The 26,536-nt window shown below is 57.0% G+C and carries 24 protein-coding genes and 1 tRNA gene; 17 read left to right on the top strand and 8 right to left on the bottom strand.

Translation table 11 applies throughout. From position 1 onward, the window contains the following. The first annotated feature begins 11 nt into the window (after positions 1-11). The gene (locus tag UB90_RS14140; RefSeq protein WP_009178747.1) at positions 12-1,277 is read left to right on the top strand and encodes a glutamate-5-semialdehyde dehydrogenase; all 1,266 of its coding nucleotides are present in this window, start codon (positions 12-14) and stop codon (positions 1,275-1,277) included. A gap of 64 nt (positions 1,278-1,341) precedes the next feature. On the opposite strand, the gene UB90_RS14135 is transcribed toward UB90_RS14140, so the two are convergent. Then, entirely contained in the window at positions 1,342-1,938 is a 597-nt protein-coding gene (locus UB90_RS14135) for a histidine phosphotransferase family protein (RefSeq protein ID WP_005615468.1), read from the bottom strand. 29 nt (positions 1,939-1,967) lie between these two features. Here UB90_RS14135 and UB90_RS14130 point away from each other — a divergent pair, with 29 nt between their 5' ends. The 5 genes from UB90_RS14130 to tsf all read left to right on the top strand — a co-directional run bounded on the left by UB90_RS14130 (position 1,968) and on the right by tsf (position 5,764). Then, positions 1,968-2,150 (top strand): DUF3553 domain-containing protein, encoded by a 183-nt coding sequence (locus UB90_RS14130; protein WP_005615470.1) that lies wholly within the window; start codon positions 1,968-1,970, stop codon positions 2,148-2,150. Between the two features lie 108 nt (positions 2,151-2,258). Beyond that, the gene (olsB, locus tag UB90_RS14125) at positions 2,259-3,020 is read left to right on the top strand and encodes an L-ornithine N(alpha)-acyltransferase (protein WP_065324029.1); all 762 of its coding nucleotides are present in this window, start codon (positions 2,259-2,261) and stop codon (positions 3,018-3,020) included. Beyond that, positions 3,017-3,868, top strand: coding sequence for a lyso-ornithine lipid O-acyltransferase (olsA, locus tag UB90_RS14120; protein ID WP_065324030.1), 852 nt, complete (start codon positions 3,017-3,019; stop codon positions 3,866-3,868). The genes olsB and olsA overlap by 4 nt, the downstream gene beginning before the upstream one ends. A 169-nt stretch (positions 3,869-4,037) precedes the next feature. After that, positions 4,038-4,808, top strand: a complete 771-nt coding sequence (gene rpsB / locus UB90_RS14115) for a 30S ribosomal protein S2 (RefSeq protein ID WP_009179269.1) — start codon at positions 4,038-4,040, stop codon at positions 4,806-4,808. Between the two features lie 80 nt (positions 4,809-4,888). Continuing rightward, positions 4,889-5,764, top strand: coding sequence for a translation elongation factor Ts (gene tsf, locus UB90_RS14110; protein ID WP_009178823.1), 876 nt, complete (start codon positions 4,889-4,891; stop codon positions 5,762-5,764). A 427-nt stretch (positions 5,765-6,191) separates the two neighbouring features. On the opposite strand, the gene UB90_RS14105 is transcribed toward tsf, so the two are convergent. Then, positions 6,192-6,947, bottom strand: coding sequence for a helix-turn-helix transcriptional regulator (locus UB90_RS14105; protein WP_065324031.1), 756 nt, complete (start codon positions 6,945-6,947; stop codon positions 6,192-6,194). Beyond that, positions 6,944-7,393 (bottom strand): type II 3-dehydroquinate dehydratase, encoded by a 450-nt coding sequence (gene aroQ, locus UB90_RS14100; RefSeq protein ID WP_009178967.1) that lies wholly within the window; start codon positions 7,391-7,393, stop codon positions 6,944-6,946. Before aroQ ends, UB90_RS14105 begins: the two co-directional genes overlap by 4 nt. A gap of 434 nt (positions 7,394-7,827) precedes the next feature. Here aroQ and UB90_RS14095 point away from each other — a divergent pair, with 434 nt between their 5' ends. Both UB90_RS14095 and UB90_RS14090 read left to right on the top strand, forming a co-directional pair. Further along, positions 7,828-8,538 carry an enoyl-CoA hydratase/isomerase family protein gene (locus UB90_RS14095; protein WP_065331983.1) on the top strand — a complete coding sequence of 237 codons (711 nt, stop codon included), beginning with the start codon at positions 7,828-7,830 and terminating at the stop codon, positions 8,536-8,538. A gap of 72 nt (positions 8,539-8,610) precedes the next feature. Further along, positions 8,611-8,799 (top strand): hypothetical protein, encoded by a 189-nt coding sequence (locus tag UB90_RS14090; RefSeq protein WP_065324033.1) that lies wholly within the window; start codon positions 8,611-8,613, stop codon positions 8,797-8,799. Between the two features lie 58 nt (positions 8,800-8,857). On the opposite strand, the gene UB90_RS14085 is transcribed toward UB90_RS14090, so the two are convergent. Both UB90_RS14085 and UB90_RS14080 read right to left on the bottom strand, forming a co-directional pair. Further along, a tRNA-Arg gene (locus UB90_RS14085) sits at positions 8,858-8,934 on the bottom strand. A gap of 203 nt (positions 8,935-9,137) precedes the next feature. Next, entirely contained in the window at positions 9,138-9,704 is a 567-nt protein-coding gene (locus UB90_RS14080; protein WP_039983777.1) for a YcbK family protein, read from the bottom strand. Between the two features lie 357 nt (positions 9,705-10,061). Here UB90_RS14080 and UB90_RS14075 point away from each other — a divergent pair, with 357 nt between their 5' ends. Genes UB90_RS14075 through UB90_RS14060 form a run of 4 tightly spaced genes read left to right on the top strand, consistent with a single transcriptional unit; the run spans position 10,062 to position 14,347 of the window. Then, entirely contained in the window at positions 10,062-11,684 is a 1,623-nt protein-coding gene (locus UB90_RS14075; protein WP_065331982.1) for a L,D-transpeptidase family protein, read from the top strand. Between the two features lie 37 nt (positions 11,685-11,721). Next, complete coding sequence (lpxD, locus tag UB90_RS14070) at positions 11,722-12,795, top strand: UDP-3-O-(3-hydroxymyristoyl)glucosamine N-acyltransferase (protein WP_065324035.1); 1,074 nt, start codon at positions 11,722-11,724, stop codon at positions 12,793-12,795. 51 nt (positions 12,796-12,846) lie between these two features. Next, complete coding sequence (locus tag UB90_RS14065) at positions 12,847-13,104, top strand: acyl carrier protein (RefSeq protein ID WP_005615501.1); 258 nt, start codon at positions 12,847-12,849, stop codon at positions 13,102-13,104. Between the two features lie 34 nt (positions 13,105-13,138). Continuing rightward, positions 13,139-14,347, top strand: coding sequence for a beta-ketoacyl-[acyl-carrier-protein] synthase family protein (locus tag UB90_RS14060; protein WP_065321818.1), 1,209 nt, complete (start codon positions 13,139-13,141; stop codon positions 14,345-14,347). 66 nt (positions 14,348-14,413) lie between these two features. Here UB90_RS14060 and UB90_RS14055 read toward each other — a convergent pair whose 3' ends face one another. Then, a complete protein-coding gene (locus UB90_RS14055; protein WP_005615507.1) occupies positions 14,414-15,058 on the bottom strand; it encodes an invasion associated locus B family protein in 645 nt (214 codons plus the stop codon). Between the two features lie 538 nt (positions 15,059-15,596). Here UB90_RS14055 and UB90_RS14050 point away from each other — a divergent pair. Then, positions 15,597-17,141 (top strand): helicase HerA-like domain-containing protein, encoded by a 1,545-nt coding sequence (locus UB90_RS14050; protein WP_065324036.1) that lies wholly within the window; start codon positions 15,597-15,599, stop codon positions 17,139-17,141. A 62-nt stretch (positions 17,142-17,203) separates the two neighbouring features. Here UB90_RS14050 and guaB read toward each other — a convergent pair whose 3' ends face one another. Further along, a complete protein-coding gene (gene guaB / locus UB90_RS14045; RefSeq protein ID WP_039983778.1) occupies positions 17,204-18,652 on the bottom strand; it encodes an IMP dehydrogenase in 1,449 nt (482 codons plus the stop codon). Positions 18,653-18,839: 187 nt separating this feature from the next. Between guaB and UB90_RS14040 the strand changes: the two genes are divergently transcribed. From UB90_RS14040 to UB90_RS14025, 4 genes are all read left to right on the top strand, one after another. Beyond that, on the top strand, positions 18,840-19,988 hold the full coding sequence (locus UB90_RS14040) for a CaiB/BaiF CoA transferase family protein (protein WP_065324037.1): 1,149 nt from the start codon (positions 18,840-18,842) through the stop codon (positions 19,986-19,988). A gap of 122 nt (positions 19,989-20,110) precedes the next feature. Beyond that, entirely contained in the window at positions 20,111-22,156 is a 2,046-nt protein-coding gene (locus UB90_RS14035; RefSeq protein ID WP_065324038.1) for an ASKHA domain-containing protein, read from the top strand. Between the two features lie 122 nt (positions 22,157-22,278). Next, a complete protein-coding gene (locus UB90_RS14030) occupies positions 22,279-23,448 on the top strand; it encodes an RsmB/NOP family class I SAM-dependent RNA methyltransferase (RefSeq protein ID WP_065324110.1) in 1,170 nt (389 codons plus the stop codon). Between the two features lie 102 nt (positions 23,449-23,550). After that, positions 23,551-25,860, top strand: a complete 2,310-nt coding sequence (locus UB90_RS14025) for an ATP-binding response regulator (protein WP_065324039.1) — start codon at positions 23,551-23,553, stop codon at positions 25,858-25,860. Between the two features lie 6 nt (positions 25,861-25,866). Here UB90_RS14025 and UB90_RS14020 read toward each other — a convergent pair whose 3' ends face one another. Continuing rightward, positions 25,867-26,463: a gamma-glutamyl kinase gene (locus UB90_RS14020; RefSeq protein ID WP_065324040.1), complete on the bottom strand. Its 597-nt coding sequence runs from the start codon at positions 26,461-26,463 to the stop codon at positions 25,867-25,869. Positions 26,464-26,536: the final 73 nt, after the last annotated feature.

The raw sequence follows: 26,536 nt of genomic DNA, 5'->3' as shown, positions 1-26,536 counted from the left end.
AGGGCAAAGACATGAAAGATCTGGAAAATATTCCCGCGCTGATGACAGACATCGGCACGCGCGCCAAAGCGGCTGCGCAACAGCTCGCCACCGCAAGCGCGGCACAGAAAGAACAGGCGCTGAACGCTGCCGCAGATGAGGTCTGGGCCAAGCGTGAAGACATTATCGCCGCCAATGCCAAGGATCTGGAGTTTGGCCGCGAAAAGGGGCTGTCCTCTGCGATGATGGACCGACTGATGCTGGATGAGGCGCGTATTCAGGGCATCGTGGATGGTTTGCGCGCTGTTGCGGCGCAGGATGACCCCGTCGGCGCGGTGATGGAAGAATGGACGCAACCCACCGGCCTGCGGATCCAACGCGTGCGCACCCCGCTTGGGGTGATCGGCGTGATCTACGAAAGCCGCCCCAATGTGACCGCGGATGCGGGCGCGCTATGCCTCAAATCCGGCAACGCGGTGATCCTGCGTGGCGGCTCTGAGAGCCTGCATTCAGCGCAGGCGATCCATGGCTGTCTGGCCGCCGGGCTGCGAACTGCAGGTTTGCCCGAGGACGCCGTGCAACTGGTGCCGACCCGTGATCGCGCGGCAGTGCAGGAGCTCTTGACCATGACCGACTACGTGGATGTGATCGTTCCGCGTGGCGGCAAGGGGCTGGTGGGGCTGGTGCAGCGCGAAGCCCGCGTTCCGGTCTTTGCCCATCTTGAGGGTATCGTACATATCTACATCGATAAACATGCCGACCGCAAAAAGGCGATCGACGTGGTCCTGAACGCCAAGACCCGGCGCACCGGCATCTGCGGCGCTGCGGAGTGCCTGCTGATCCATCAGGATATTGCCGAGACCATCGGCAAGGACGTGCTGGACCTGCTCGCTATGGGTGGGGTGGAAATCCACGCCGAAGAGGGCTTGCCCGGCCCGGATAGCATGCAGGGCGCCACGTCCGAGGATTGGGGCAAGGAATACCTCGATGCAATCATTGCTGCCAAAAAAGTGGCAAGCATCGACGAGGCGATTGCCCATATCCGCACCTACCACTCGGCCCACACCGATTGCATCATTACCGAGGATGACGCAGCCGTGGCGCAGTTCTTCGCAGAGTTGGACAGCGCGATCCTGATGCACAATGCCTCCACCCAGTTTGCCGATGGCGGCGAGTTCGGCATGGGGGCGGAGATCGGCATTGCCACCGGCAAGATGCATGCCCGTGGTCCGGTCGGGGCGACGCAGCTTACCAGTTTCAAATATCTGGTGCGCGGTGATGGCACCGTGCGCAAATAGTCCCGCAAATAAGAAACGCCGCTGAGAAGATCAGCGGCGTTTTTCATAGTGCAATCAGGATCGCTTAGAAGCTGATCGAGATCTTCTCTGCCGATTGGCTGAACGACAACTGACGACCGGCTTCTTTGGCCGCTTCGGGCAGCAGCGCGAATTGCACCAGTGCCGGGGTGATCTCGACTTTGGGTGCGTCTGACGCAAGACCAGACCAAAGATCTTCGTCGACATTGATCTTGCGACCCTCGCCTGTCACGGTCCAGCCGTCGGTGCTGCGTAGGATTTGGATACTGCCGCCATAGGGAAGCGCACTCTCAAGGCAGAGACCGGCGAGAAACGCCATACGGACATCGCGCCGCGCTGCCGCCTCTTGCGAGGACCAGTTATATTTGATGCGCCCACCTTTGCTGACATCACCGAGCACGCTCATGATTTCCATGCGGCCAAGCTCCTGTTCGCCCGCAGAACCAAAGGCTACGCGGAAAAAGCGAATACGGGCGTTAGCGTTATTCACACTGTCGGAGATCAGCTCCAGCTCTGGACCTTCCAACGAGTTGGACATGCCGAGCAGTTCCAGACCGTTGTTAATCGCCCCAACAGGGCTGATCAGATCGTGACAAATTCGTGAGCCTACCAATGCGGCCAGATTGGCGTTATCTACACTCATAACTTTCCTCCAATAGGGCCACTCAAACTATGAATGACCTCAATGCGATCCTGGCACCCGGCATGTTTGTCCGACATCCCAACCACCCGGACTGGGGCTTGGGGCAAGTACAGTCAAACGTGGGCGGCAAGATCACTGTCAATTTTCCCGACCAGGGCAAAGTCGTCTTTGACGGCGCGCGTATTGCCCTTGTTCCAGTCTTTGATCCGTAAAAACGGTTTATGAAAGGTTAACCAAACGCATACAAGTGTGCATAAATCTTGCGCGCGAATATGCCTATGGGCTATTTGCCCGCCACAAATCAAGGGTAGAGCAGAAGCATGCACGATGGCGCGCCACAGTTTTCCGTGCGGATGGCGGAAACCGATGAAGATCTAAGAGCGGCGCAAGCTCTGCGCTATGAGGTGTTTGTGCGCGAGCTTGGCGGCAGTGGTGATCTGGTGGATCATGATGCAGGCCTCGAGCAGGACCAGTTTGATCCATACTTCGATCATATGCTGGTCAGCGACGATACCTCTGGCGAAGTGGTCGGTGTTTACCGGCTTTTGCGCAGTGATCAGGCGGAACGTCTGGGGCGGTTTTATTCCGAAGATGAATATGACCTCACGCCGCTGCGCCAATCCGGTCGTAAATTGCTGGAGCTGGGGCGGTCTTGTCTACATGCTGACTATCGCGGCGGCATGGCGATGTTTCACCTCTGGAACGGGCTTGCGGCCTATGTCGCAGACCATGAGATTGATGTGCTCTTTGGGGTGGCTTCCTTTCATGGCACCGACGCGTCGTCGCTTCGGCAACCCTTGTCGATGCTCTATGCCAACCACCTCGCGCCCGAAGATTTGCGGGTAAAGTCCAAAGTCTACCAGTCGATGGATCTGCTGGGGGCCGATCAGATTGATCGCCGCACCGCGATGCTGGAGACACCTGCGCTGATCAAGGCCTATCTGAGGCTCGGTGGTTTCGTTGGCGATGGCGCTTATGTGGATCATGAATTCAACACGACGGATGTCTGTTTGATCCTCGACACGGCGCGGATGAATGAACGCCAGAGCCGTATTTACACGCGTGGAACCACCACCGGATGAGTGTCAGCTGGCACAGTGAAACACCACCTGAGCAGATCCGTATCTCTGCGATGGGATGGGTCAGGGTCGTGCTGCGCGGGGCGGTACTGGCGACATTGGTCTTTGGCTGCCTTGCGCTTCTTTTGTTGGTGCGGCTGATTGAGAGGCCACTGTGTGGCGTAAAACGTCCCGTGACACCTTATATTACGATGTTTGTCTGCCGAAACGCGTTTCGCATTCTGGGCATGGGGTTCAGCGCCACGAGGGCGCAGATGCGTGAGCCCGGTATCGTTGTGGCCAATCATTCCTCATGGCTCGACATTTTTGCGCTCAATGCCAAAAAACGCATCTATTTCGTTTCAAAGTCCGAAGTCGCGGGCTGGCCCGGTATTGGCTGGCTGGCGCGGGCGACGGGTACGGTGTTTATTGAACGAAACCGCGCCAAGGCCAGCGAGCAAAAAGCGCTCTTTGCGGAGCGGTTGAAAGCGGGGCACAAGCTGCTGTTTTTCCCAGAGGGAACCTCCACCGATGGGCGGCGGGTGCTGCCGTTCAAGACCACATTGTTTGCATCGCTCTTCGAGGACGACCTGCGGGATCTATTATATGTGCAGCCGGTCTCTGTGGTGTTTCACGCCCCAAAAGGACGAGAGCCACGTTTTTACGGCTGGTGGGGCGATATGGATTTTGGCTCGCATCTCTTGAAAGTGCTGTCCGCAGAGACGCAGGGCAGGGTAGTGCTGCGTTATCATGCGCCGGTTCGCGTTGCCGACTTTGCAAATCGCAAGGCGTTGGCCGCTCATTGCGAAGAGATCGTTCGCGAGGGGCATGATACACTCGCGGCGGAGGGCGAACCGCTGCTTGATGGGTGAGGGGTGCACTTTTGCGCTTGCGCTGTGTGCGAAGCTGCCTTATACGCGCGCCATCGAACCCGCAGGCGGGGTTTGGCCTGTTCAGGGGAGACATCCCTGACAGACCGCCGGTTGGACACATATGTGTCTGAACCCCCGCTGAGGATAAAACCGGAAAGGAAAGAATAGCATGGCTCTTCCCGAGTTCACCATGCGTCAGCTGCTGGAAGCTGGCGTTCACTTTGGTCACCAGACTCAGCGTTGGAACCCCCGTATGGGGCCGTTCATCTACGGCGCGCGCAACGGCATCCACATCATGGACCTCACGCAGACTGTTCCGATGCTGGACCAGGCTCTGACCGCGATCCGTGACACCGTTGCCAAAGGTGGCCGCGTTCTCTTCGTTGGTACCAAGCGTCAGGCCGCAGCGCCGATCGCCGAAGCCGCAGAGAAGTCCGCTCAGTACTACATGAACCACCGCTGGCTCGGTGGCACGCTGACCAACTGGAAAACCGTTTCCCAGTCGATCAACCGCCTGAAGGAAATCGACGAGCGTATGGCTGCGGGTGCCGAAGGCCTGACCAAGAAAGAGCGTCTGGGCATGGAGCGTGACCAAGAGAAGCTGCAAGCGTCTCTCGGCGGTATCCGTGACATGGGCGGCGTTCCTGACCTGCTGTTCGTCATCGACGTGAAAAAAGAAGCACTGGCCATCGCAGAAGCCAACAAACTGGGTATTCCGGTTGTGGCGATTGTCGACACCAACTGCTCCCCCGATGGTGTAGACTACATCATCCCGGGCAATGATGACGCAGCGCGCGCGATCTCGCTCTACTGCGATCTGGTTGCACGTGCAGCACTGGACGGCATGTCCGCTCAGCTCGGCGCTGCCGGTGTTGACCTCGGTGCTCTGGAAGAAGCACCTGTCGAGGAAGCCGTCGCTGAAGAAGCAGCTGACGCCTGATCTGACAGCGTGTCATCGATTTGACATGTGGGGCAGGGTAGACCTGCCCCAAACCGCATTTGACTTGAGGAGAGCCTAAGATGGCAATCACTGCAGCAATGGTGAAAGAACTGCGCGAATCCACCGGCGCAGGCATGATGGACGCGAAAAAAGCACTGGTCGAAAACGACGGCGACATGGAAGCTGCCGTTGACTGGCTGCGCACCAAGGGCCTCGCAAAAGCGGCCAAGAAATCTGGCCGTACCGCCGCAGAAGGCCTCGTGGCCGTGGTCGTCGATGGCGGCAAAGGTGTTGCTGTTGAGGTGAACTCCGAAACCGACTTCGTTGCGAAAAACGGCGAGTTCCAGACCATGGTTGCTGGCATTGCCAAAGCAGCCCTGTCCGTGAACACCGTTGAAGAGCTGGCAGAAGCGGATCTGGGCGGCAAAACCGTTGCCACCACCCTGACCGACAAGATCGCCACCATCGGCGAGAACATGACCCTGCGCCGCATGGCGAAGCTGGAAGGCGAGACCGTTGTGTCCTACGTGCACAACGCAGCTGCCGACGGCATGGGCAAAATCGGCGTTCTAGTTGCAATGACCGGTGGCGATGAGGCGATTGGCAAGCAGGTCGCGATGCACATCGCAGCTGTAAACCCGGCCGCTCTCTCTGAGGCAGATCTGGATCCGGCCATCGTCGAAAAAGAGCGTCAGGTTCAAATCGACATCGCCCGTGAATCCGGCAAGCCTGAGCAGGTCATCGAGAAGATGATCGACGGTCGCATGAAGAAATTCGTTGCTGAATCCACCCTGCTGAACCAGCAGTTCGTGGTGAACCCGGACCTGACCGTGGAAGCTGCAGCCAAGGAAGCGGGCGCTACCATCACCGGCTTCATCCGTGTGGAAGTTGGCGAAGGCATCGAAGTCGAAAAAGAAGACTTCGCAGCCGAAGTGGCCAAAGCCGCTCAGGGCTAATCACCTCAGAGCGTATTGCTCAGCGAGAAATATCAAACGCCCCTGTCGCCTGTCTGGCTTCGGGGGCGTTTTTGTGTGAGATGCAAAAATGAACGATGCAATTGCGCTGGTTGCGGTTGTGACGCAGCAGAGAATATCTGTTTGAAAAGAGTTGGTTCCGGTCATCGGTGCGGAAAAATACACACCAATAACCGGACAGGTCAGAGAGCCCTGTCAATATCAGGGGTCGTTTCCCAAAGTTCCCAGGCTTAGCCACCACTCACGGAACGTCGCTATCCTGAGGGTTAGAGAACTTTCCGTAAAGTCAGCTTTTCCTTACCATTAGAGAGGGTTACTACATCTTTTGCACATCAAATTGTCATGCCTGTGTTGCAATCAGGCGCTGACTTTCTGGTGACGACCGTGCCCGATGATAGCCGGGGGGCGATCAGTGTTCGACCGCGTACATCTGATTGTGTAATGCAGCCTTCAGAACCGCCTGCGCCGTGGTCTCAACACAGAGCGATTCACGCGCAAGCCGCAGATGCTTTTCAATGGTCGCAGGTGTGAGCCCCATCAGCAAAGCTATGTCCTGCGTGGTCTTGCCGTCCCCGACCCATTGCAGAACCTCACGCTGGCGCTTTGTCAGGGCGCGATTGGGGGCGTGGTAGGGCAGGGTGAGGATCTTTAGATGTGCCACATTGTTCATCAGCACGATGTCAGAGCCGTGCTCCGCCCAGATCTGATCAATTGCGTCCTGATCAAGTCCGGGGCGGGCGGCCAATGAAATCGCGCCCTTAAATCGGTCCGTCGCGGAGTTGAAGCTGATCGTGTAGCCGGCGCAGACATTCATCGCCTGATTGAACTCGTGGACCTTGCGCGCCTTGCAGTCCAACAGTCCCTGAGCCGCCATATCCTGCGCGGCGCGCCAGCTTGCATGGCCTTCATTCTCCAGCGCCCATGTCAGCATTGGAGCATGAGAATAAAGACCATCAACGAGAAATCCCTGCAAATACTCTGGGCTGTGGTTCGACAAAACAACAAAGTCATCAGGGTCGCCCAGCGAGGTGCGGGTTTTGAACAGCGTGTAGCCGTAAAGGAGACGATCAAACCCGTAACGGCTCATCTGGCTCACATGCGCGTGCCACAGCTCCTCAATGGTTTTAAACTGGGTCAGTTGGTGCAGATATTCGGACGGGGTCATGACCCGCTACTCCGCGCGCAATGCTGAACAAGCGCATCCATCGCCATCAGGTAGCCAAAGGAGCCAAAGCCGCAGATCTGGCCGATCACAGCTTTGGAGATATAAGAGGTCTGGCGGAAGGATTCGCGGGCATGGATATTGGACAGGTGAACTTCCACAGCCGGGAGATCCACGGAATAAATCGCATCCATTAGTGCAACAGATGTGTGGGTATAGGCGCCTGCGTTCAGAATGATCCCATCATGCGTGCCTTTTGCCGCATGGATCATGTCCAAGAGCGCCCCTTCATGATTGGACTGGTGACACGCGACGTCGATCCCGAGCTTGACCCCGTGCTGACGGCACGACTCCTCCACCATTGCCAGTGTCTCGGCTCCGTACACTTCTGGCTGCCGTGTGCCCAAAAGGTTCAGGTTCGGCCCATTCAGGATCAATACGCTCTTCATTTTTTTGCCCTTTCGTGGCGCGCGTTGTGTGAGGCGACTTCAAAACCGACATGACCTCTGGAAGTAAGGTGTCATGTCAGATCTCCGCGGTCAGTCCTTGCGACCCGACCAAGGGCGCAACGTGCCATCGGCCCAACCACAAAGCGATCACAAGACGCGGTAAACGTGTGGAATTTGTCGATAAACTCAGACGCTGACAACCGAAAAGCCCCTCGCTGGTACAGATGATGGGCAAGCGTCACTTAAAAACCCATGGACCGCGCGCTGCAATAGTGGGGCGCGGGCGTCTCATTTGGATGCAATGCGATTAGAATTGAACGTGTCTTGCTTCAATCTGGTAACACAATAGAAAACCTCAGCGCCCAGAGTCACCCGTGATGGCCTGCGTTCAAATGTTTTTCGTAGCGCCGATAGATCGTAGTGCTGGGGGACGTATGGAACGCGATCAATGGATCAACCGCCGCCTTCATGGGGATGGTGTGGTTGAGCTTCAATTGGGGCATGCGCCTGAAAATCGGCTGACCGCAGAATTTCTAAATGATTTTGAACGTGAAATCAGAGAGATGTCAGCAGACCCTGATGTTAAGGCGGTGTTGTTGACCAGCCCGTTCAAAGATTTCTCTACCGGGGTCGATCAGGATCTTGCGGACGCCAGGGCACTTGCGCCGGATCTGAACGCGGCGTTTCTCGCGCTCTATACCTTTCCCAAACCTGTGATCATTGCGACGGTTGGTCTGTGCTCCGGAGCGGGTATGTTTTTTGTGCTCGCTAGCGATTTGCGTGTGGCGCACGCGCGGGCGGGATTTGAATTGATCGATGTGCAGCTTGGGCGTGAGTACCCCGTTGCCTTGATGGAGATTGCGCGCGCGACGCTCGACGCAAATACACAGCGCCGGTTGATGCTAACTGGGCAACGTCTGGGTCCGATTGCCGCCCGAAATGCGCAGATCATCGAGGTGCTTGCAGATGATCTTGAGGACCTGCATGGCTATGCGTTGAAAGAAGCGCGCAAAATGGCGCGGCTGCCCGGACAGGCCTATGCGAAGATCAAACGTGATCTGCGTATCGACACGATTGAGCGTATTGAGACCCGTCTGGATGACGAGCTTCAACCCGCCGCGCATGCCTCGCGACTGGCGGGATAGTACAGTCTGCTTGGCCTTCGGGAGCGGGCTATGTAAACACGGGCAAAGACCCTTGCGTTGGAGCCATGTGACATGATCGCGAACAAGATAGAAGTGCGCCGCACCGAAGACGGCCAGATCTTGGTGAGCAAGGGCACTTGGTCCGATACCTTCCCCGAAGAGCAACGCGAGGCTTGGGTGAAGTGGTACGAGCAAATGCACAATGACTACGCCTATGATGGCTATGCCTTAATGGCGCAGTCTTTACGTGATCTGAGCTGAACGGACACAGGATCTGACCTGCGCGGATACAGGGGGCTAAATTCTCGATTGAGGGAAGTGGCGCACCTGAGAGGATTCGAACCTCTGGCCTCTGCCTTCGGAGGGCAGCGCTCTATCCAGCTGAGCTACAGGTGCGTCTGCTGCGCGATATACGCGGCTGCCGAAAACACTGCAATGGAAAAATGGCCACCTCTGGTAATTCATTGAATTCTCTGAAGAGACCGCAGCGGATTCCGACTATCCACATGACAGAGACCATATGGGGGCTATAGACGTGAGAACGGGCGCACTGTGAGCTCACAGCGCGCGATCCGATCAGTTTAGGTGGCGGCGACTTGTTAGCCGCGCCAAGTGCGAACGACGCCGCAGTCCATATGAACGAAATTCGAGCCGTAGTAACGTCCTACTCCGCCCGCCTTACATGCCTGAGCGGCTTGAGCCATCTGGCTCACCGATCGTGATGCAAGACGAAGATCTGCCGCCTGACCCTGCATGTGAAGCGATTTCTTCGCTACACCACGAGAGCGGCTGCGCAGCATCGCATTGGTTTGCGGGCTACGGTAACCAGACAACAGCAAGTAAGGCTCATTCACCTCAAGAAGGTTCAGAGAGGCTGTCATGATGTCAATCGTGCGCAAATCGATGGTCTTGACCTGATCGGTCCGCCAATCGCGCATGAAGTGATTGATCTCCTTAACCGCGTCTTTGATGTATTTGCCATCGATCCAGTAGATCATGTCCAGACGCTCGCCTGTGCGACCGGAATACATACGAAGCCTGCGGATGTCGCCGCCTCCACGAAGGAAGCCGGCGGCTTGGGAGTAGGTAGGGGCTGCTGCGACTGTTGTGGCCGCAAATGCCTTTAGGAGTGCTCGACGGGAAAACCCGGTATTTTTTTCTGCCATTGTGATGAGCGTTGTCCCATACGCTTTTGATTTCACAGGTCCCGAAGTTTCGGGATATTTTAGCGCTCTGTTGCGCAGAAGCTATATGCCATAGAGAGAATCGACTGCCAACTGGTGAATGATCCCTTACCCGAATGCAGTGTTTTTTCGGCAAAAACTTGCGCAACAGGGGAGTGCGCGGGGTATTTTCCCCCTCATGTCATGGAACATTTTGCGGCTATTGGGGTTTCGGGGCATCAGTGCTCTGCGATCCGCGTGCCTGATGCAAAAGTGAGTAGACTTGCAAGGGCGACGTTTACCAACACTTGGATACAGTCTATCCGGACGTTTGCGTTACACACTGGAGTTTATTGAAAAATGTCGCTGGCCCGCGCCCCTAAGTTCTCTTCGTTTGTCACCGGTGGCATCCTTGCCGCAGTCATGGGCGCGTCCGTATTCCTTGCGCAAGATGCCAGCGCCGCGAGCACCGGGTTCCGTCAGGCCGTTGCTGAGATGGCCTGGGAAGACGACGCGGTTGCCAGCTACTACCGTCAAAACGACTACGCGCCCATTTGGACCGCCGATACACCAGAATCAGCCGCCCGCCGCCGGGCCCTGATGCAAGCCCTCGAAGAAGCCTCGATGCATGGGCTGCCAGACATGTCGGTGCGTGCCTCGGAGTTGGTGGAACAGATGCGTTCGGTGCGATCCACCCGTGATCTTGGCGCGGTTGAGGTCGCCTTGAGCCGGGCATTGGTCGATTATGCGACCGATCTTCAGACCGGGCTTATCGACGCTCCCGCCCGTATCGACGAGGGAATTGTTCGCAAAAAACATCAGGTGGATGCTGCGCGTTTCCTTGAGGGGATTTCAAAAGACCGGCCAGCGGCCTTCCTTCAGAAACTTGTGCCTGCATCGCCGCAGTACCGGGCGTTGTTGCGCGAAAAGATGCGTCTTGAGACATTGATGAATGCCGGTGGCTGGGGGGCAACCGTCCCGGTGCGCAAGATGGAGCCGGGCGACAGCGGGCCAAATGTCATCGCCCTGCGGGATCGTCTGGTGTCTATGGGCTATCTGCAGCCAACTGCGACGCGCACATATGACCTCTCGCTTGAGGACGCAGTACGCCGGTTTCAGGGCGAACATGGTCTGGAGGTGGATGGTGTTGCAGGTGAAGGCACCCTGACCGAGATGAACCGGCCGGTCACTGACCGCATCAAATCTGTATTGGTCGCCATGGAACGGGAACGCTGGCTGACACCGGAGCGTGGCCCGCGCCATATCCTCGTGAATCTCACGGATTTTTCTGCAAAGATCGTCGACGATGGGGAGATCTCATTTGAGACCCGCTCCGTCATTGGCAGCAACAGAAGCGACCGACGCACCCCGGAATTCTCGGATGAGATGGATCATATGGTGATCAACCCGAGCTGGTATGTGCCGCGCTCGATCGTTACCAAAGAATATCTGCCCAAACTCAAGAACAATCCCAACGCGCATAGCTATATCGAGATCACTGACAATCGCGGTCGGGTGGTCAATCGCAACAGCGTTGATTTCAGCCAGTTCACCGCGCGCAGTTTCCCGTTTGCGATGCGCCAGCCTCCCAGCAGCCGTAACGCACTTGGGCTGGTGAAGTTCATGTTCCCCAACAAATACAATATCTATCTGCATGATACGCCGCAGAAGAGCCTGTTTGGCCGTGAGGTGCGGGCTTATTCGCATGGCTGTATCCGCCTGCAAAAGCCGTTTGACTTCGCCTATGCGCTTCTAGCGCCGCAAACCGAAAACCCCAAAGATTATTTTCATCGGGTGTTGAACAGCGGCAAAGAAACCAAGGTGTCGCTTGAGATCAAAGTGCCGGTTCATCTGATCTATCGTACCGCTTTTGTGTCGCAGGATGGCCGGGCGGAATTCCGCCGCGATATCTATGGACGTGACGCAAAGATCTGGTCCGCTTTGGAACGGGCAGGGGTGGCACTCCCCGGCGTTCAGGGCTAAGTCTCGGGCCAGGATCCGCTTTTGGAGGAATGGCCCGATGTTCACCGTTCGTGAGATTGCCAATGCACTTGGCGCTGAGGCCGCAGGCAACTTAGATCTGCGTATTGCGCGCGCTGCAGAGCCACAGGAAGCCACGGCCGATGCATTGGCCATGGCAATGTCACCCAAATATGCTGAGGCTCTAAAGGACGGTGCCGCACGTGTGGCGCTTGTCTGGGAGGGGGCCGATTGGCAGGCGATGGGCCTTGAGGCGGCAGTATTTGTGACGCGCCCACGGCTCGCGATGAGCGGCGTCACCCGGATGCTTGACCTTGGGCAGCGCGAAACGGCTGGCATCCACGCCTCGGCTGTGATCGACCCCAGTGCCAAGATCGGCGCGAATGTCACCATAGGCCCTCTGACAGTTGTTGGGCCTGATGCGGTAATCGGGGATGGGGCGCTGATTGGCGCACATTGTTTTATCGGCGCGGATGTCACAATCGGCAAAGACGCCAACCTGCGCGAGATGGTGTCGATTGGGGCACGTGTCTCAATCGGAGATCGTTTTCGCGCCCAGCCCGGCGCGCGGATCGCGGCAGATGGGTTTTCCTATGTTACTCCGGAAACGTCAGGTGTTGAAAACGCTCGCAAAACTCTGGGCGATCAGGGCGATACCAAGGCGCAGTCTTGGGTGCGTATCCACTCTCTGGGATCTGTTCGGATCGGCGATGATGTCGAGGTGGGGGCCAACTGTACAATCGACAATGGCACGATCCGCGACACCGTGATTGGCAACGGCACCAAGCTGGATAACCAAGTTCACGTCGGACACAATTGCCGCATCGGGAATGACTGTCTGTTGTGTGGGCAAACCGGACTGTCTGGCTCCGTTGATATTGGCGACAACGTTGTTCTGGGTGGGCAATGTGGCGTGGCCGACAATGTATTTATCGGGGATCGGGTTATCGCAGGTGGCGGCACCAAAATTCTCTCCAATGTTCCAGCTGGGCGGGTGATGATGGGTTACCCGGCGGTCAAGATGGACACCCACACGGATATGTACAAAGTGCAACGTCGTTTGCCACGGTTGATGCGCGATATCGAAGCGTTGAAAAAGGCTGTTTTCAAATAACCACGCAGTCAGTACACCTCTGACAATCTTATCTCCCGCAGGAGCCGCCTCATGAGCACGCAGGACAAGGTCATCGCAATCATCGCAGAACAAGCGGTGTTGGAGCCCTCGGATGTTTCTCTCGACAGCACGCTGGAAGATCTGGGGATCGACAGCCTTGGTCTGGTAGAGAGTATTTTTGCGATTGAAGAGGAGTTCGATATCACGATCCCCTTTAACGCAAATGAGCCCGAACAAAGCGATTTCGATATATCGAATGTAGCCGCCATCGTGGCCGGCATTGATAAGCTGGTCGCCGAAAAGGGCTGATCGCCTTTGCTGGGGGCGGACAAAAGGATTTGCGATGAAACGCGTTGTGATTACCGGCGCCGGGACCATCAATGCGCTGGGGCATTCGGTCGCTGAAACCTTCGAGTCCATGCGCGAAGGGCGCTGCGGAATCGGTGAGTTAGACTTTCGTGACGTAGATCGTCTTGCGATTAAGATCGGCGGTCAAGTGCGCGATTTTGAAGCGGAAGGTCGCTTTAATCGCCAGCAAATGGTCCTCTATGATCGCTTCACGCAGTTCACCTTGGTGGCTGCTGCGGAGGCCATACGGCAATCTGGGTTGGAATTCACCGGCGATCTTGCTGCACGGTCTGGTGTTGTATTGGGAACCGCCGGAGGCGGTGTTTCCACATGGGATGATAATTATCGGTCTGTCTATGAGGACGGAAAGAACCGGGTTCATCCTTTTGTTGTCCCAAAACTCATGAATAATGCCGCCGCCAGCCATGTCTCCATGGAGTACAACCTGAAGGGGCCGAGTTTTACGGTCTCTACCGCTTGTGCATCGTCAAATCATGCAATGGCGCAAGCCTTTCAGATGGTGCGCAGTGGGATGAGCCCCGCGATGGTCACTGGTGGTTCGGAATCGATGCTCTGTTTCGGCGGCGTGAAGGCCTGGGAAGGCCTGCGCGTCATGTCCAAAGATGCGTGCCGCCCTTTTAGCGCCAACCGTAACGGCATGGTGCAGGGGGAAGGCGCAGGTATCTTTGTTTTTGAGGAATATGAACACGCCAAGGCCCGTGGCGCGGATATTCTGTGCGAAGTGATCGGTTATGCCATGAGCTCCGACGCCGCTGATATCGTTATGCCAAGCAAGCAAGGTGCAGCGCGCGCCATCTCTGGTGCCTTGCGCGACGCACAGATAAATGCTCAGGACGTCGGCTATATCAACGCTCACGGCACAGGCACCGCAGCAAACGACAAAACAGAATGCGCTGCGGTGGCCGATGTTTTCGGCCCTCATGCCGATAACCTCATGATATCTTCGACAAAATCCATGCACGGACATTTGATCGGGGGCACGGGCGCGGTTGAGCTTTTGGCCTGCATCATGGCGTTGCGCGAGGGGGTCATCGCGCCCACGATCGGATATGAGGAAGCCGATCCAGAATGCGCTCTGGACGTGGTTCCCAATGAGGCGCGCGAGGCCAAGATCAATGTCGCACTTTCAAACGCGTTTGCGTTTGGAGGGTTGAACGCGGTACTTGCGCTAAAGCGCGTCTAACTCTTTGAACAAAAAACACCCACCAGACAACGGTTTAGCGGGTGTTTTCATGCGTAGACTTGCGTCTTACTGCTTTACAACATCCACGGCGTTGAAGCCAGCGGTGAAGCCTTTCAGCGACATCGGCACGGCAACAGTGGTCTCCGGCGATGGTGCGGGGCGCAGGCTAAAGATCGCTTGGCTGCCCTGTTTGAACGCGTTGATATCTGCTTCTGTCAAACCGATCTGCGCAATGCAGCCTGCCGCATTACAGAAAGAGAAGTTGTAACGCTTGCCCGGTGCACCATCGACGGAAACCGTAAGCCCTGCGGGGAGCAAGGTTTCAAGCGGCGCGATGACGGTTGCGCCAGCCACAGCCTGACCACCAGCTTGATCGATGCGGAACAAGGAGACCTCGGCGACGGGGCCGCCTTCATCGTCCAAGAGAACCTGCAGCAATGAGCAAGGATCTTCGCCGGATTGGGTGCGCACACAGGCCAGGTCCCAATCGCCAAATTTTTCTTTGGAATAACGCTGACCAACCTGCAGGGCCGCATCAGCTGGTGTACCCAGATCCAGCAGCTGGTCTGCATTCGGCGCTGGCGCCTCTGCATCTTGCTCTGCAGTTTCTGCAGTCTGATCGGTCGTTTCCTGATCTGTCGTCTCTTGCGCCACCAGCGGGGTTGCCGCGAGGAGGAGAGCGAGAGAGACGGAGCTGAGGGATTTCAACATGAATGCCTCTTCTGTTTGAATCTGTCTTCGCCGTTTACCACGGCATCTGGTGAGTGTCAGGGGAATAAAGTCGCAGTCTCCAGCATATCCCTGATTTCCGCCGATATTCTGTGAGCTTCTGGCGTGAGGCGCCGCATCCGAGGATCATATAGGGCGGCTCGTATAGGAAATACGGCATAAAATACGAAAAAAGGGGACCGAAGCCCCCTTTTTGCGTCTACATCTCCCCGTCGGACTGGCCGACTTAGTTATTATTCAGAAAGTTACGAGCGAAATCGTCTTCGGTCAACATGGAATAGAAAAAAAATCATCATCGGACTCAGCGGTGTGTTTTATGCCAGATTTACTGTGGAAATATGACAGGGGGCTCACGGGATGTGGCATGAAAAAAATGGCCGTGCACTAGGGCACGGCCAGTCTGACAGGGAGGAAATGTCCGTCAGCTCAACCGCATTCGAGCCAACGGGCAAGTTCACGCTGGCACATAAAGGTTAACATTGTATTTTGCTTAAGGTGCAGTTTCAGGAGACGAGCAGGGATGCCAAAGGAAATATTCATCGGTGGCGGGGGGCTTGACTATGGTGACCCTCAGTATCTGACATTGAAGTACGCCAACCGACACGGGTTAATTGCGGGTGCGACGGGTACAGGGAAAACTGTTACACTTCAAATCCTTGCCGAGAGTTTCTCCAACGAAGGCGTGCCAGTGATCCTAGCGGATGTCAAAGGAGACCTGTCTGGTCTTGCGCGCTCCGGGAGCGAGGCGGTCGAGCTTCACGACGCATTCGTGAAAAGATCGCAAAAAATCGGATTTACCTCGTTTTCCTATCACGACACGCCAGTCACCTTTTGGGATCTCTTTGCCGAACAGGGCCATCCCGTGCGGACCACAGTTGCCGAGATGGGGCCGCTGCTGCTCTCAAGGTTGCTGGAACTGAGCGAGGCACAGGAAGGCATATTGAATATAGCCTTCAGGCTTGCGGATGAGCAGGGGCTTGCGCTGTTGGACCTCAAAGATCTGCAAGCGCTGCTGGTTTGGGTTGGCGAGAACCGGGACAGCCTGTCGCTGCGGTACGGAAATGTTTCAACCGCATCTATCGGTGCGATTCAACGCCGTCTTCTGGTGCTGGAAAACCAGGGAGGTGCGCGCATGTTTGGCGAGCCTGCTTTGGATCTGCATGACCTCATGCGCCATGATGATACGGGACGTGGTATGGTGAACATCCTTGCCGCTGATAAGCTGATGGCCTCGCCAAAACTATACGCGACGTTCCTGCTGTGGCTTCTGAGCGAGTTGTTTGAGAGCTTGCCCGAGGTGGGTGATCCCGAAAAACCCAAGCTGGTGTTCTTTTTCGATGAGGCGCATTTGCTGTTCGAAGATGCGCCTAAGGCACTGATTGATAAGGTAGAACAGGTGGCTCGCCTGATCCGATCCAAAGGCGTCGGGGTCTATTTTGTCACGCAATCTCCGGACGACATTCCAGAGGATATCCTAGGCCAGCTTGGCAATCGCATCCAGCACGCCTTGCGGGCGTTCACCGCGCGGGATCGCAAAAAGCTGAAGCTCGCAGCTGAGACCTACCGCGAGAACCCACGTTTTTCGACAGAAGACGCAATCCGCGACGTCGGCGTAGGGGAAGCCGTGACATCGATGCTCGAAAAGAAAGCTGTGCCCGGCGTGGTCGAGCGCACGCTTATTCGTCCCCCCTCCAGTCAACTTGGACCAATCACGGCAGCTGAACGTAAAGCCGTGATGCAAGATTCTGCAATGTCAGGGAAATATGACGAACCTGTAGATCGCAGGTCGGCCTATGAGATATTAAAAGAGCGGGCCACACGAGCCGCGCAAGAGGCAGCCGAAGCAGAAGAGCAGGCCGATGCCGCGCCAGATCCTGTGGTACGCGAATTCAGCGCCGCCAGACGCTATAGTGGAAGCCGGGTTGGTCGCTCTACGGCGCGGCGGATTGGTGGGGGGGATACCTTTGCCTCTGCTATGTCAGAAGCTGTGATCAAGGAACTGAAAGGCACCACGGGCCGACGCATTGTGCGTGGCATACTTGGTGGATTGTTCAAAGGCCGCTAAGAGTAAAAAGGCCGGAACATCAATTTGTTCCGGCCCGTTCTTTAGATATTTTCGCAGGGCGCTTAGCCAATCCGGTAGTTCGGGGACTCACGCGTGATCTGCACATCGTGCACATGGCTTTCCTTAAGCCCAGCGCCTGTGATGCGAACGAATTCGCAATTCTTGCGCATGTCATCCACGGTCGCGCAGCCGGTGTATCCCATGGCAGCCCGCAGACCGCCGACCAGTTGGTGAATCACCGCACCAGCTGCACCTTTATAGGGCACCTGACCTTCGATCCCTTCGGGCACCAGCTTGTCGCTGGCCGCGTCTTTTTGGAAATAGCGATCGGCAGAGCCGCGCGCCATTGCGCCCATGGACCCCATACCGCGATAGGATTTGAACGACCGGCCCTGATAGAGGATGACCTCGCCCGGAGACTCGTCTGTGCCCGCAATCATGGACCCAACCATGGCGCAGGACGCGCCCGCTGCGATGGCCTTGGCGAAGTCGCCAGAGAATTTGATGCCACCGTCGGCGATCACAGGCGTATCGCCCGCAGCGCTTGCGCAATCCATGATTGCTGTGAGCTGGGGCACACCCACGCCAGCGACCATCCGCGTGGTACAGATGGAGCCCGGACCAATGCCAACCTTGACCGCATCCGCACCAGCGTCGATCAACGCCTGGGTGGCGGCGGCGGTTGCGACATTGCCTGCAATAACCTGAACATCGCTCGACAAGGCTTTGATACGTTTGACGGCTTCGATCACGCCCGCCGAATGACCGTGCGCAGTATCAACCACAACGACATCAACGCCCGCATCGATCAGCGCTTCGGAGCGCTCAAACCCGCTGTCGCCAACGGAGCTTGCCGCGGCGACACGAAGGCGGCCCAAGTTGTCCTTCACCGCTGTGGGGTTTAGCACCGCTTGTTCCGTGTCCTTCAGAGTCAAAAGACCGGTCAACTTGCCATCTTTGTCGGTCACAAGGAGCTTTTCGATCCGCCGTGCTTTCATCAAGGAGATGGCTTCTTCGCGTTCTGCCGGCTCTTGCAGCATGGCGAGTTTATCGGAGGTCATCATTACCGATACAGGCGTTTTGTCATCGGACGCAAAGCGCATGTCCCGGTTGGTGACGATCCCGACCACGCGGCCATTGTTATCGACAACCGGGAAACCGGTCACGCGGTACCGCTCCTGGAGCGCCTTGGCATCTGCCAATGTCTGATCCGCACGCAGTGTGATGGGATTGTAGACGATCCCGCTCTCAAAACGCTTGACCCGGCGTACCTGCCGGGCCTGTTCTTCAACGTCGAGGTTTTTGTGGATCACGCCCATACCGCCCGCCTGGGCCATGGTGATCGCCATGCGCGATTCCGTTACTGTGTCCATCGCAGAACTCAGAAGCGGAATGTTAAGCGAGATAGCACGGGTCACCCGCGTGCGTGTGTCTGCCGTATTTGGCAGGACACTGGATGCGGCCGGAACCAGCAAAACATCGTCAAAGGTGAGAGCCTCACGAATCTGCATCTGTCTTCCCCATGCAAAACACCGTTTGGCGGTGACCCTATTGCACAGTTCTGCAAAAGGGGGAAGGGGGGGCTGGACATTTTTCGCCGCAACGCGGCACCAATTTGGCCGGAGGCTGATGCAGATCAAGGATTTGTCGCAACAGCCGGATATTGCAAACCTGTGAATTTTGCGCGCGGAGATGACTATGAACGCCCCTCTCGATGGATTGATCATTCTGGATCTGACACATGTACTCGCGGGGCCTTATGCCTCGATGACGCTTGCTGACCTTGGCGCGCGCGTGATCAAAGTGGAACGTCCCGGTTCGGGTGACGACACCCGCGCTTTCCCGCCGTTCAAAGACAGTGAGAGCGCCTATTTCGCGACCATCAATCACGGCAAGGAAAGCATCGCGCTCGACCTCAAGAATGTTGATGATCGTCTTGTTTTTGAGGAATTATTGTCGAGATCGGATGTGATTCTAGAGAACTATCGCCCCGGTGTTATGGAGCGTTTGGGATACGGCTGGGAGGATCTGCACACGAAGTTTCCGAAACTCATCTATGGTGCGGTTTCTGGCTTTGGGCATAGCGGGCCTGACAGTCAGCGCCCGGCCTATGATATGGTGGTTCAGGCCCGTGGTGGTGTGATGTCGATCACCGGAGAGCGTGACCGAGAGCCGGTTCGCGTCGGGGCCTCCATCGGCGATATTGCAGCCGGTATGTTCTTGGCGCAGGGCATTTTGGCAGCTTTACTCCACAGACAGCAGACCGGAGTGGGCCAGAAAGTAGACATCGCGATGCTGGATTGCCAACTCGCCATGTTGGAGCATGCGATTGCATTGACCACAATCAGTGGCGAGGCGCCGCGGCCATCCGGTGCCCGGCACCCCTCAATCACACCGTTTGAGACCTTTCATGCGTCAGATGGGCTCTTTGTGATTGCGGCGGGAAATGACGTTTTGTTCGCGCGCCTGTGCGAGGCGCTGAGACTTCCGATTGCCGGAGATGAGCGTTTCGCAACCAATCCCGCAAGGTGTGAAAATGCGCGCCTACTCAAGCGGTTGATTGAGGCTGTTACATTAGAAAAGGGCAAACAGCATTGGATCGACCTGCTTACAGAAGCGGGCATTCCGACCGGGCCGATCCAGAATGTGGCCGAGGTTTTGAAAGATCCGCAGATACGTGCGCGCAATATGGTGGTTGATGTGCTCGATCAGGCGGGGAAACCCGCATATGTGGCTGCGGGAAATCCAATCAAGATGAGCGCGTTAGCTGATCCGAGCACCCGACCCCCTGCACCAAAGCTTGATGAGCATCGCCAAGAGATCCTCGATTGGCTGGAAAGCTCCTGATCTTGTTCAGGGATAGATACCAAATGCCGCCGATGGAACAGAAAACGGCGGTGTTCGACTTTCTTGGTTTGAAAACTGCCATATGCTCCGCATCAACTGCGCAGTACTCAAGGGCTAGAGACATGTCGAACGATCCCCTCGTCGTGTTCACACCATCCGGCAAACGTGGACGATTTCCTGTTGGCACACCAGTGCTTACGGCCGCACGTCAACTCGGGGTCGATCTTGATTCCGTCTGTGGTGGCCGTGGCATCTGTTCCAAATGCCAGATCACGCCCTCTTATGGTGAATTCTCCAAACATGGCGTGACGGTTGCCGATGATGCCCTGTCCGAATGGAACAAGGTTGAGCAGCGCTACAAGGATAAGCGTGGATTGATCGACGGGCGTCGACTGGGCTGTCAGGCCAAGATCGAAAAAGACGTTGTGATCGACGTCCCACCGGAAAGCCAGGTGCACAAACAGGTGGTGCGAAAGCGGGCCGAGGCGCGTGATATTGTCATGAACCCCTCGATCCGGCTTTTCTATGTCGAGGTGGAAGAACCCGATATGCACAAACCCTCCGGTGATCTGGAGCGACTGTGTGAAGCTTTGAAAAAGCAGTGGGATGTCAAAGGTGTAAAAGCCGATCTTCATATCCTAAGACAGATGCAACCCGCACTGCGTAAAGGCGCATGGAAGGTCACCGTTGCCGTGCATCTGGGGGTTGATCGTCAATCACCGCGCATCATGCATATCTGGCCTGGCTACTATGAGGGCAGTATCTATGGGCTGGCGGTGGATCTCGGCTCTACCACGATTGCGGCGCATCTGTGTGACCTCAAAAGCGGTGAGGTTCTGGCGTCGTCTGGCATTATGAACCCGCAGATCCGTTTTGGCGAAGACCTGATGAGCCGCGTTTCTTATGCGATGATGAACAAGGGCGGTGATCAGGAGATGACCCGCGCCGTGCGCGACGGCATGAACGCCCTGTTCGTGCAAATTTCCAAAGAAGCACAGATTGATCAGGCGCTGATTATGGACGCCGTGTTTGTCTGCAATCCGGTGATGCATCACCTGTTCTTGGGGATCGATCCATTTGAACTGGGTCAGGCCCCCTTTGCGCTGGCGACGTCAGATGCGCTTGCGCTTGAGGCGCGCGATCTTGACTTGAACCTCCACCCCACAGCGCGCGTCTACCTGCTGCCTTGTATCGCTGGCCACGTCGGCGCGGACGCTGCCGCAGTTGCGCTATCCGAAGCACCGGATAAATCCGAAGACCTCGTGCTTGTGGTTGATGTGGGAACAAATGCCGAGATCCTACTGGGAAATAATGATAAAGTCCTTGCTTGCTCATCTCCAACCGGTCCCGCATTTGAGGGCGCGCAGATCTCGTCTGGGCAACGCGCAGCCCCGGGTGCTATTGAGCGCGTCGAGATCAATCCCATCACCAAAGAGCCACGTTTTCGTGTGATTGGCTCAGAGATATGGTCGGACGAGGACGGGTTTGAGCAAAGCATCGCAACCACGGGAATTACCGGCATCTGCGGATCTGGCATCATTGAGGTGATTGCTGAGATGCGACTGGCGGGCCTGTTGGATGCGTCTGGTCTCATTGGCTCTGCTGAGCAAACAGGCAGCGTGCGTTGCGTTCCCGAGGGGCGCACCAATGCCTATCTTTTGTGGGATGGCAGCGCCGAGGGTGGTCCGCGCATCACGGTTACAAACCCCGATATCCGCGCGATCCAGATGGCCAAGGCGGCGCTTTACTCCGGGGCGCGTCTGCTGATGGATAAGATCGGCGTCGACACGGTGGACCGCGTCGTGCTGGCGGGGGCTTTTGGGGCGCATATCTCTGCCAAACACGCGATGGTTTTGGGGATGATCCCGGATTGTCAGCTCGACAAAGTCACCAGCGCAGGCAATGCGGCAGGGACCGGGGCGCGGATCGCGCTGCTAAACACCAATGCCCGGCGCGAGATCGAGGACACGGTGCGCCAGATCGAAAAGATCGAGACCGCAGTTGAGCCCCGCTTTCAGGAGCATTTTGTAAACGCCTCCGCGATCCCCAATTCCGCCGATCCTTTCCCGATCTTGGAAAGCGTGGTGACCTTGCCTTCGGTGAGTTTTAACACCGCAGGATCCGAGGGCGGGCGTGGTGCCGGTCGCCGCCGACGTCGCGCCACCTGACCAACCTGTCTTGCCGTCAAGCGCCAAAAGCGCTTGTGGCGCGCAGGTCGCGGACGATAGAGAGGCATCTAACTGAAACGTCGCCTGCGTATCGCATGGCGTCTTCTGGATTGGATGCTGTCATGACACCGGGCGCACGCGTACAAGCGGCTATTGAAATTCTCGACGAAATCCTCGCGGGTCAGGCGGCGGAAAAAACCCTGACCAATTGGGGCCGTCGCAGCCGATTTGCCGGTTCAAAGGACCGCGCCGCCGTGCGTGATCATGTTTATCAGGCGCTGCGGTGCCGCCGGTCTTATGCTGCCTTGGGGGGCACTGAGACGGGGCGGGGTGTGATGATTGGTGCGTGCCGCGATCAGGGCATTGATCCAGCAGACCTGTTTACAGGGCAGGGACATGCGCCCACGCCATTGAGCGAGTCCGAGCAAGCGCATGTTGGCACATTTGAGAGCGACGCAGAAAAAAACGATATCCCGGAGTGGCTCTGGCCGATGTTCGCGCGCAGCCTTGGCGCGCAAACGGAAGACGTGGCCCAAGCGCTGAGAGCGCGCGCATCGGTTCACCTGCGTGTAAACCTCCTGAAGGGGGATCGTGATGCTGCAATCAGCAGGTTGCAGCACGAAGGTATCTCTACGGAGCCTCATGAAGCGTCACCGACAGCGTTGGTCGTGACGGAGGGTGCGCGGCGGGTGAAAAACGCCGAAAGCTACCTCTCAGGCTTTGTGGAATTGCAAGACGCGGCCAGTCAGGCAGTAGTGAATGCGTTGCCATTGCAAAATACCCCCCGTGTGCTGGACTATTGTTCCGGCGGCGGAGGTAAGGCGCTGGCGATTGCGGCATTACGCGATGGGACAGTTTACGCACATGACGCAGATCCACGGCGCATGCGTGACATCCCGGAACGCGCGGCACGTGCGGGGGCCGATATCACCTGCCTCGATACGGCGGAGCTGTCGAAGAGTGCGCCTTTTGATCTGGTGCTGTGCGATGCGCCTTGCAGCGGAAGTGGTTCATGGCGCCGAGATCCCGAAGGCAAATGGCGACTGACGCAAGATGCGCTGGATGAGATCGTCGCGCTGCAATCGAAGATCCTCGATGATGCAGCCCAGCTGGTGGCGGATGGGGGTGTTCTGGCCTTTGCGACCTGTTCGATGCTGGATGTCGAAAATCACAAACAAACGCAGGATTTCTTGGCGCGTCACACGGGCTGGGAACACTTGAGCGAGAGAGCATGGCATGTGCATACTGGAACGGACGGGTTCTATGTGTCGGTGTTCCAGCGGGCCGGATAGCATTAAACTATTGGAAAGTTTCTCGATCCGGTGCTGTGGTTAACCTCGCTTTAACCATGCATGCCGTGATAGTGCGGCATGAAGATTGTTAACGGAGCCGCAATGATTGGTCGCTCGTCCTCTATCGTCCCCAGCCTGAAAATTCAGACGCCGGAACAGGCGCGACTGGTGGCGACCTTTTTCTTGTCGGCGCTGCTGATCGTGCTGCCTTGGATTTTGCCGATACCGGATTGGATCGGCCGGGCATTGGTCGCGGTCGGCCTGACGCTAGGTGGCGTGTCTGCGATGATCCTGATCCAGACCCGGGTACGTCAGGGTGCGCGTGCCATGGCGAGTGAATTGCTGACCGGCTTTATCGACAAAGATGCCTCCGCCAGTTTTGTCACCGACGATGACGGTGTCATCCACGCCTGTAACACAGCGGCGCTCAAGCGGTTTGAAGGCACGGAAAGCGACACCATCTCAGGAACATTGCGATCGGTTCTGGCCAATCCTTCTGCCGTCCTGTTCCGTCTGCAAAGCCGCGCCAAGCTCGAAGGCTCAGCGCGCGAAGATATCGTCACGCGCCGTGGGAATGTGCGTCTCGCGGTGCATGAAATGGCCAACGGCAGCTTTCTTTGGCGCGTCGAGGACATGGGGGACCGACCGACTGGGCGCACCGCTGATGCAAGCCCCGTTCCGATGATTTCCGTAGGACGTACTGGCGCGGTTCTGTTCATGAACGAGTCTGCGCGCAGCCTGATTGGGGAGCGGGTGAAATCCACTGAACGCCTGTTTACATCGCTGCCGGTCATTCCGGGGCGCATCAATACCATCATGACCAAGAGCGGTCCTGTGGAAGTTCTGGTCAGCGAACATGCCCGCGGGCAAGGCCGCAGTGAGATTTATTTCATGAAAGCGGTGGTCGAGGACAGCGGACCTCATACCGGGTTCGAAAGCCTGCCGGTTCCGCTTCTGAAGGTGCGTCCGGGCGGCGAGGTTTTGTCAGTGAACCGCATGGCTATGCGCCTTTTGGGCATCGAAGAGGCTGAGGGCGTACAACTCGGCCAGTTGATGGAGGGGCTGGGCCGCCCCATGAACGACTGGCTGCAAGAGACGGCCAAGGGGCTTGCGCCGCATAAGTCCGAATTCCTGCGCGTGTCGCGTGACGACAAAGAAGTCTTTGTTCAGGTCACGCTCACGCGCATTATCGAGGATGGTGAAACGCTGCTGATGGCGGTGCTCAATGACGCAACAGAGCTGAAGACCCTTGAGGCGCAATTCGTTCAAAGCCAGAAAATGCAGGCGATCGGTCAACTTGCCGGTGGCGTTGCGCATGATTTCAACAACCTTCTTACGGCGATTTCGGGTCACTGCGACCTGCTGTTGCTTCGCCACGACCAAGGGGATCAGGACTATGGCGATCTGATCCAGATCCATGAAAACGCCAACCGCGCCGCCGCCCTCGTGAGCCAGCTTTTGGCCTTCTCGCGCAAGCAGACCTTGCAGCCCGAGGTGTTGGATGTGCGCGAAACACTTTCTGACCTGACGCATCTGCTCAATCGGCTGGTTGGGGAAAAGGTGTCGCTGACACTCAGCCATGATCCTGTGATGCGCTCCATCCGTGCGGATAAGCGCCAGTTGGAACAGGTATTGATGAACCTCGTGGTGAACGCGCGTGACGCGATGCCCCATGGCGGTGAAATTCGCGTCGAGACTGAGGTGGTCGCGCTCGACACCGCCTTGGAGCGTGACCGCGCCGTTGTGCCGCCGGGGGAATGGGTGACTATTCAGGTCAGCGACGAAGGCACCGGTATCTCGCCGGACAAGCTGCAAAAGGTGTTTGAACCCTTCTACACCACCAAGCGCACGGGCGAAGGCACAGGTCTCGGCCTGTCCACCGCCTATGGTATCATCAAGCAGACTGGCGGCTTTATCTTTGTTGATTCCGTTCTGAATCAGGGCACCAAATTCACGCTCTACTTCCCGGTTTATCGCAGCGACGCTTCGGCAAGCGTTGACGAAACCGTAGCGCAAACCAAGGCCAAAGCTCCAACCGCGCAGCATGGTGAAGGGGTCGTATTGCTGGTTGAGGATGAAGCCCCGGTGCGCGCCTTTGCATCACGGGCGCTCAGGATGCGTGGCTACACGGTGCTTGAGGCCGAATCCGCAGAGGAGGCGCTTGAGACGCTGGAAGACCCGAACCTCAGTGTCGATGTCTTTGTCACCGATGTCATCATGCCGGGCATGGACGGCCCCACATGGGTGCGCAAAGCGCTTGAGGAACGCCCCGGCACCAAGGTGGTGTTTGTTTCGGGCTATTCCGAAGGGGCGTTTGGCGATGCGGAACCGGATGTGCCAAATTCGGTGTTTCTGGCCAAACCCTTCTCGCTCAGCCAGTTGACCGAAACGGTGCAGTCACAGCTGCAATAGGCCGTCTCAGCCCGAGATCGCCCCATAAAGCGCGAACTCCTCCGGGTGTTTGCGCTTTAGTTTTTCCTCGGTGGCTGCACTCAGGCTCAGATCACCATCGGGACTGACGTTTTCCTGCTGCGTGTTGTAGCTAATGCCGGTGCGATCCTGCATGAAGGCATGAAAGAGCGCGAGGTTCTCATAGGCGAAGAGATGCGTCACACGGCAGCCGTTGGGTTGTGCCTCCAGAAACTTCGCCTGACTGCCGACATTGGCATGCGGCGGGCGTTTGCCGCGGCAATAGTCGGTGACAAACTCATCAAAGCTCATGTTTTTGGTCGAGGTTGGCCGCCCATCCAGATGCGGTCTCTGGCGAAAACGATACCAACTGCCAAGCCAGCTGATCGGCTCGCGCATGATGGCAACCACCTCCAGCTCCGCACCGCACACCTTCTCATACATCGGTCGAACCCAGCGATTATAGCGGTAGAGCGGCGAGTGTTTGAGCTCTGGCGGATCTGAAATCACCAGATCCGCATGTGGCCGGAGCGCGGATTGCAGCGCGGTTGTGCCGGTTTTCGGAACCGATAACAGCACCAGCCGTGCGCGGTAAAATACCATCATGACGTTAAAGCTCCGGCAAATAGTTCAATGTGTCAGGGTTTTGTAAACCGATCCTTAACCATGTTGCCAGTCC

Origin of the sequence: Tritonibacter mobilis (assembly GCF_001681715.1) — a bacterium.
Lineage (GTDB): Bacteria > Pseudomonadota > Alphaproteobacteria > Rhodobacterales > Rhodobacteraceae > Epibacterium > Epibacterium mobile.
Note: the sequence above shows the minus strand (reverse complement) of the source record. Positions and strands in the feature narration are given on the sequence as shown.

Bases quoted from the DNA above. Each gene is read 5' to 3' on its own strand.
- UB90_RS14140 (WP_009178747.1), top strand. From the start codon at position 12: ATGAAAGATCTGGAAAATATTCCCGCGCTGATGACAGACATCGGCACG.
- UB90_RS14135 (WP_005615468.1), bottom strand. From the start codon at position 1,938: ATGAGTGTAGATAACGCCAATCTGGCCGCATTGGTAGGCTCACGAATT.
- UB90_RS14130 (WP_005615470.1), top strand. From the start codon at position 1,968: ATGAATGACCTCAATGCGATCCTGGCACCCGGCATGTTTGTCCGACAT.
- olsB (WP_065324029.1), top strand. From the start codon at position 2,259: ATGCACGATGGCGCGCCACAGTTTTCCGTGCGGATGGCGGAAACCGAT.
- olsA (WP_065324030.1), top strand. From the start codon at position 3,017: ATGAGTGTCAGCTGGCACAGTGAAACACCACCTGAGCAGATCCGTATC.
- rpsB (WP_009179269.1), top strand. From the start codon at position 4,038: ATGGCTCTTCCCGAGTTCACCATGCGTCAGCTGCTGGAAGCTGGCGTT.
- tsf (WP_009178823.1), top strand. From the start codon at position 4,889: ATGGCAATCACTGCAGCAATGGTGAAAGAACTGCGCGAATCCACCGGC.
- UB90_RS14105 (WP_065324031.1), bottom strand. From the start codon at position 6,947: ATGACCCCGTCCGAATATCTGCACCAACTGACCCAGTTTAAAACCATT.
- aroQ (WP_009178967.1), bottom strand. From the start codon at position 7,393: ATGAAGAGCGTATTGATCCTGAATGGGCCGAACCTGAACCTTTTGGGC.
- UB90_RS14095 (WP_065331983.1), top strand. From the start codon at position 7,828: ATGGAACGCGATCAATGGATCAACCGCCGCCTTCATGGGGATGGTGTG.
- UB90_RS14090 (WP_065324033.1), top strand. From the start codon at position 8,611: ATGATCGCGAACAAGATAGAAGTGCGCCGCACCGAAGACGGCCAGATC.
- UB90_RS14080 (WP_039983777.1), bottom strand. From the start codon at position 9,704: ATGGCAGAAAAAAATACCGGGTTTTCCCGTCGAGCACTCCTAAAGGCA.
- UB90_RS14075 (WP_065331982.1), top strand. From the start codon at position 10,062: ATGTCGCTGGCCCGCGCCCCTAAGTTCTCTTCGTTTGTCACCGGTGGC.
- lpxD (WP_065324035.1), top strand. From the start codon at position 11,722: ATGTTCACCGTTCGTGAGATTGCCAATGCACTTGGCGCTGAGGCCGCA.
- UB90_RS14065 (WP_005615501.1), top strand. From the start codon at position 12,847: ATGAGCACGCAGGACAAGGTCATCGCAATCATCGCAGAACAAGCGGTG.
- UB90_RS14060 (WP_065321818.1), top strand. From the start codon at position 13,139: ATGAAACGCGTTGTGATTACCGGCGCCGGGACCATCAATGCGCTGGGG.
- UB90_RS14055 (WP_005615507.1), bottom strand. From the start codon at position 15,058: ATGTTGAAATCCCTCAGCTCCGTCTCTCTCGCTCTCCTCCTCGCGGCA.
- UB90_RS14050 (WP_065324036.1), top strand. From the start codon at position 15,597: ATGCCAAAGGAAATATTCATCGGTGGCGGGGGGCTTGACTATGGTGAC.
- guaB (WP_039983778.1), bottom strand. From the start codon at position 18,652: ATGCAGATTCGTGAGGCTCTCACCTTTGACGATGTTTTGCTGGTTCCG.
- UB90_RS14040 (WP_065324037.1), top strand. From the start codon at position 18,840: ATGAACGCCCCTCTCGATGGATTGATCATTCTGGATCTGACACATGTA.
- UB90_RS14035 (WP_065324038.1), top strand. From the start codon at position 20,111: ATGTCGAACGATCCCCTCGTCGTGTTCACACCATCCGGCAAACGTGGA.
- UB90_RS14030 (WP_065324110.1), top strand. From the start codon at position 22,279: ATGACACCGGGCGCACGCGTACAAGCGGCTATTGAAATTCTCGACGAA.
- UB90_RS14025 (WP_065324039.1), top strand. From the start codon at position 23,551: ATGATTGGTCGCTCGTCCTCTATCGTCCCCAGCCTGAAAATTCAGACG.
- UB90_RS14020 (WP_065324040.1), bottom strand. From the start codon at position 26,463: ATGATGGTATTTTACCGCGCACGGCTGGTGCTGTTATCGGTTCCGAAA.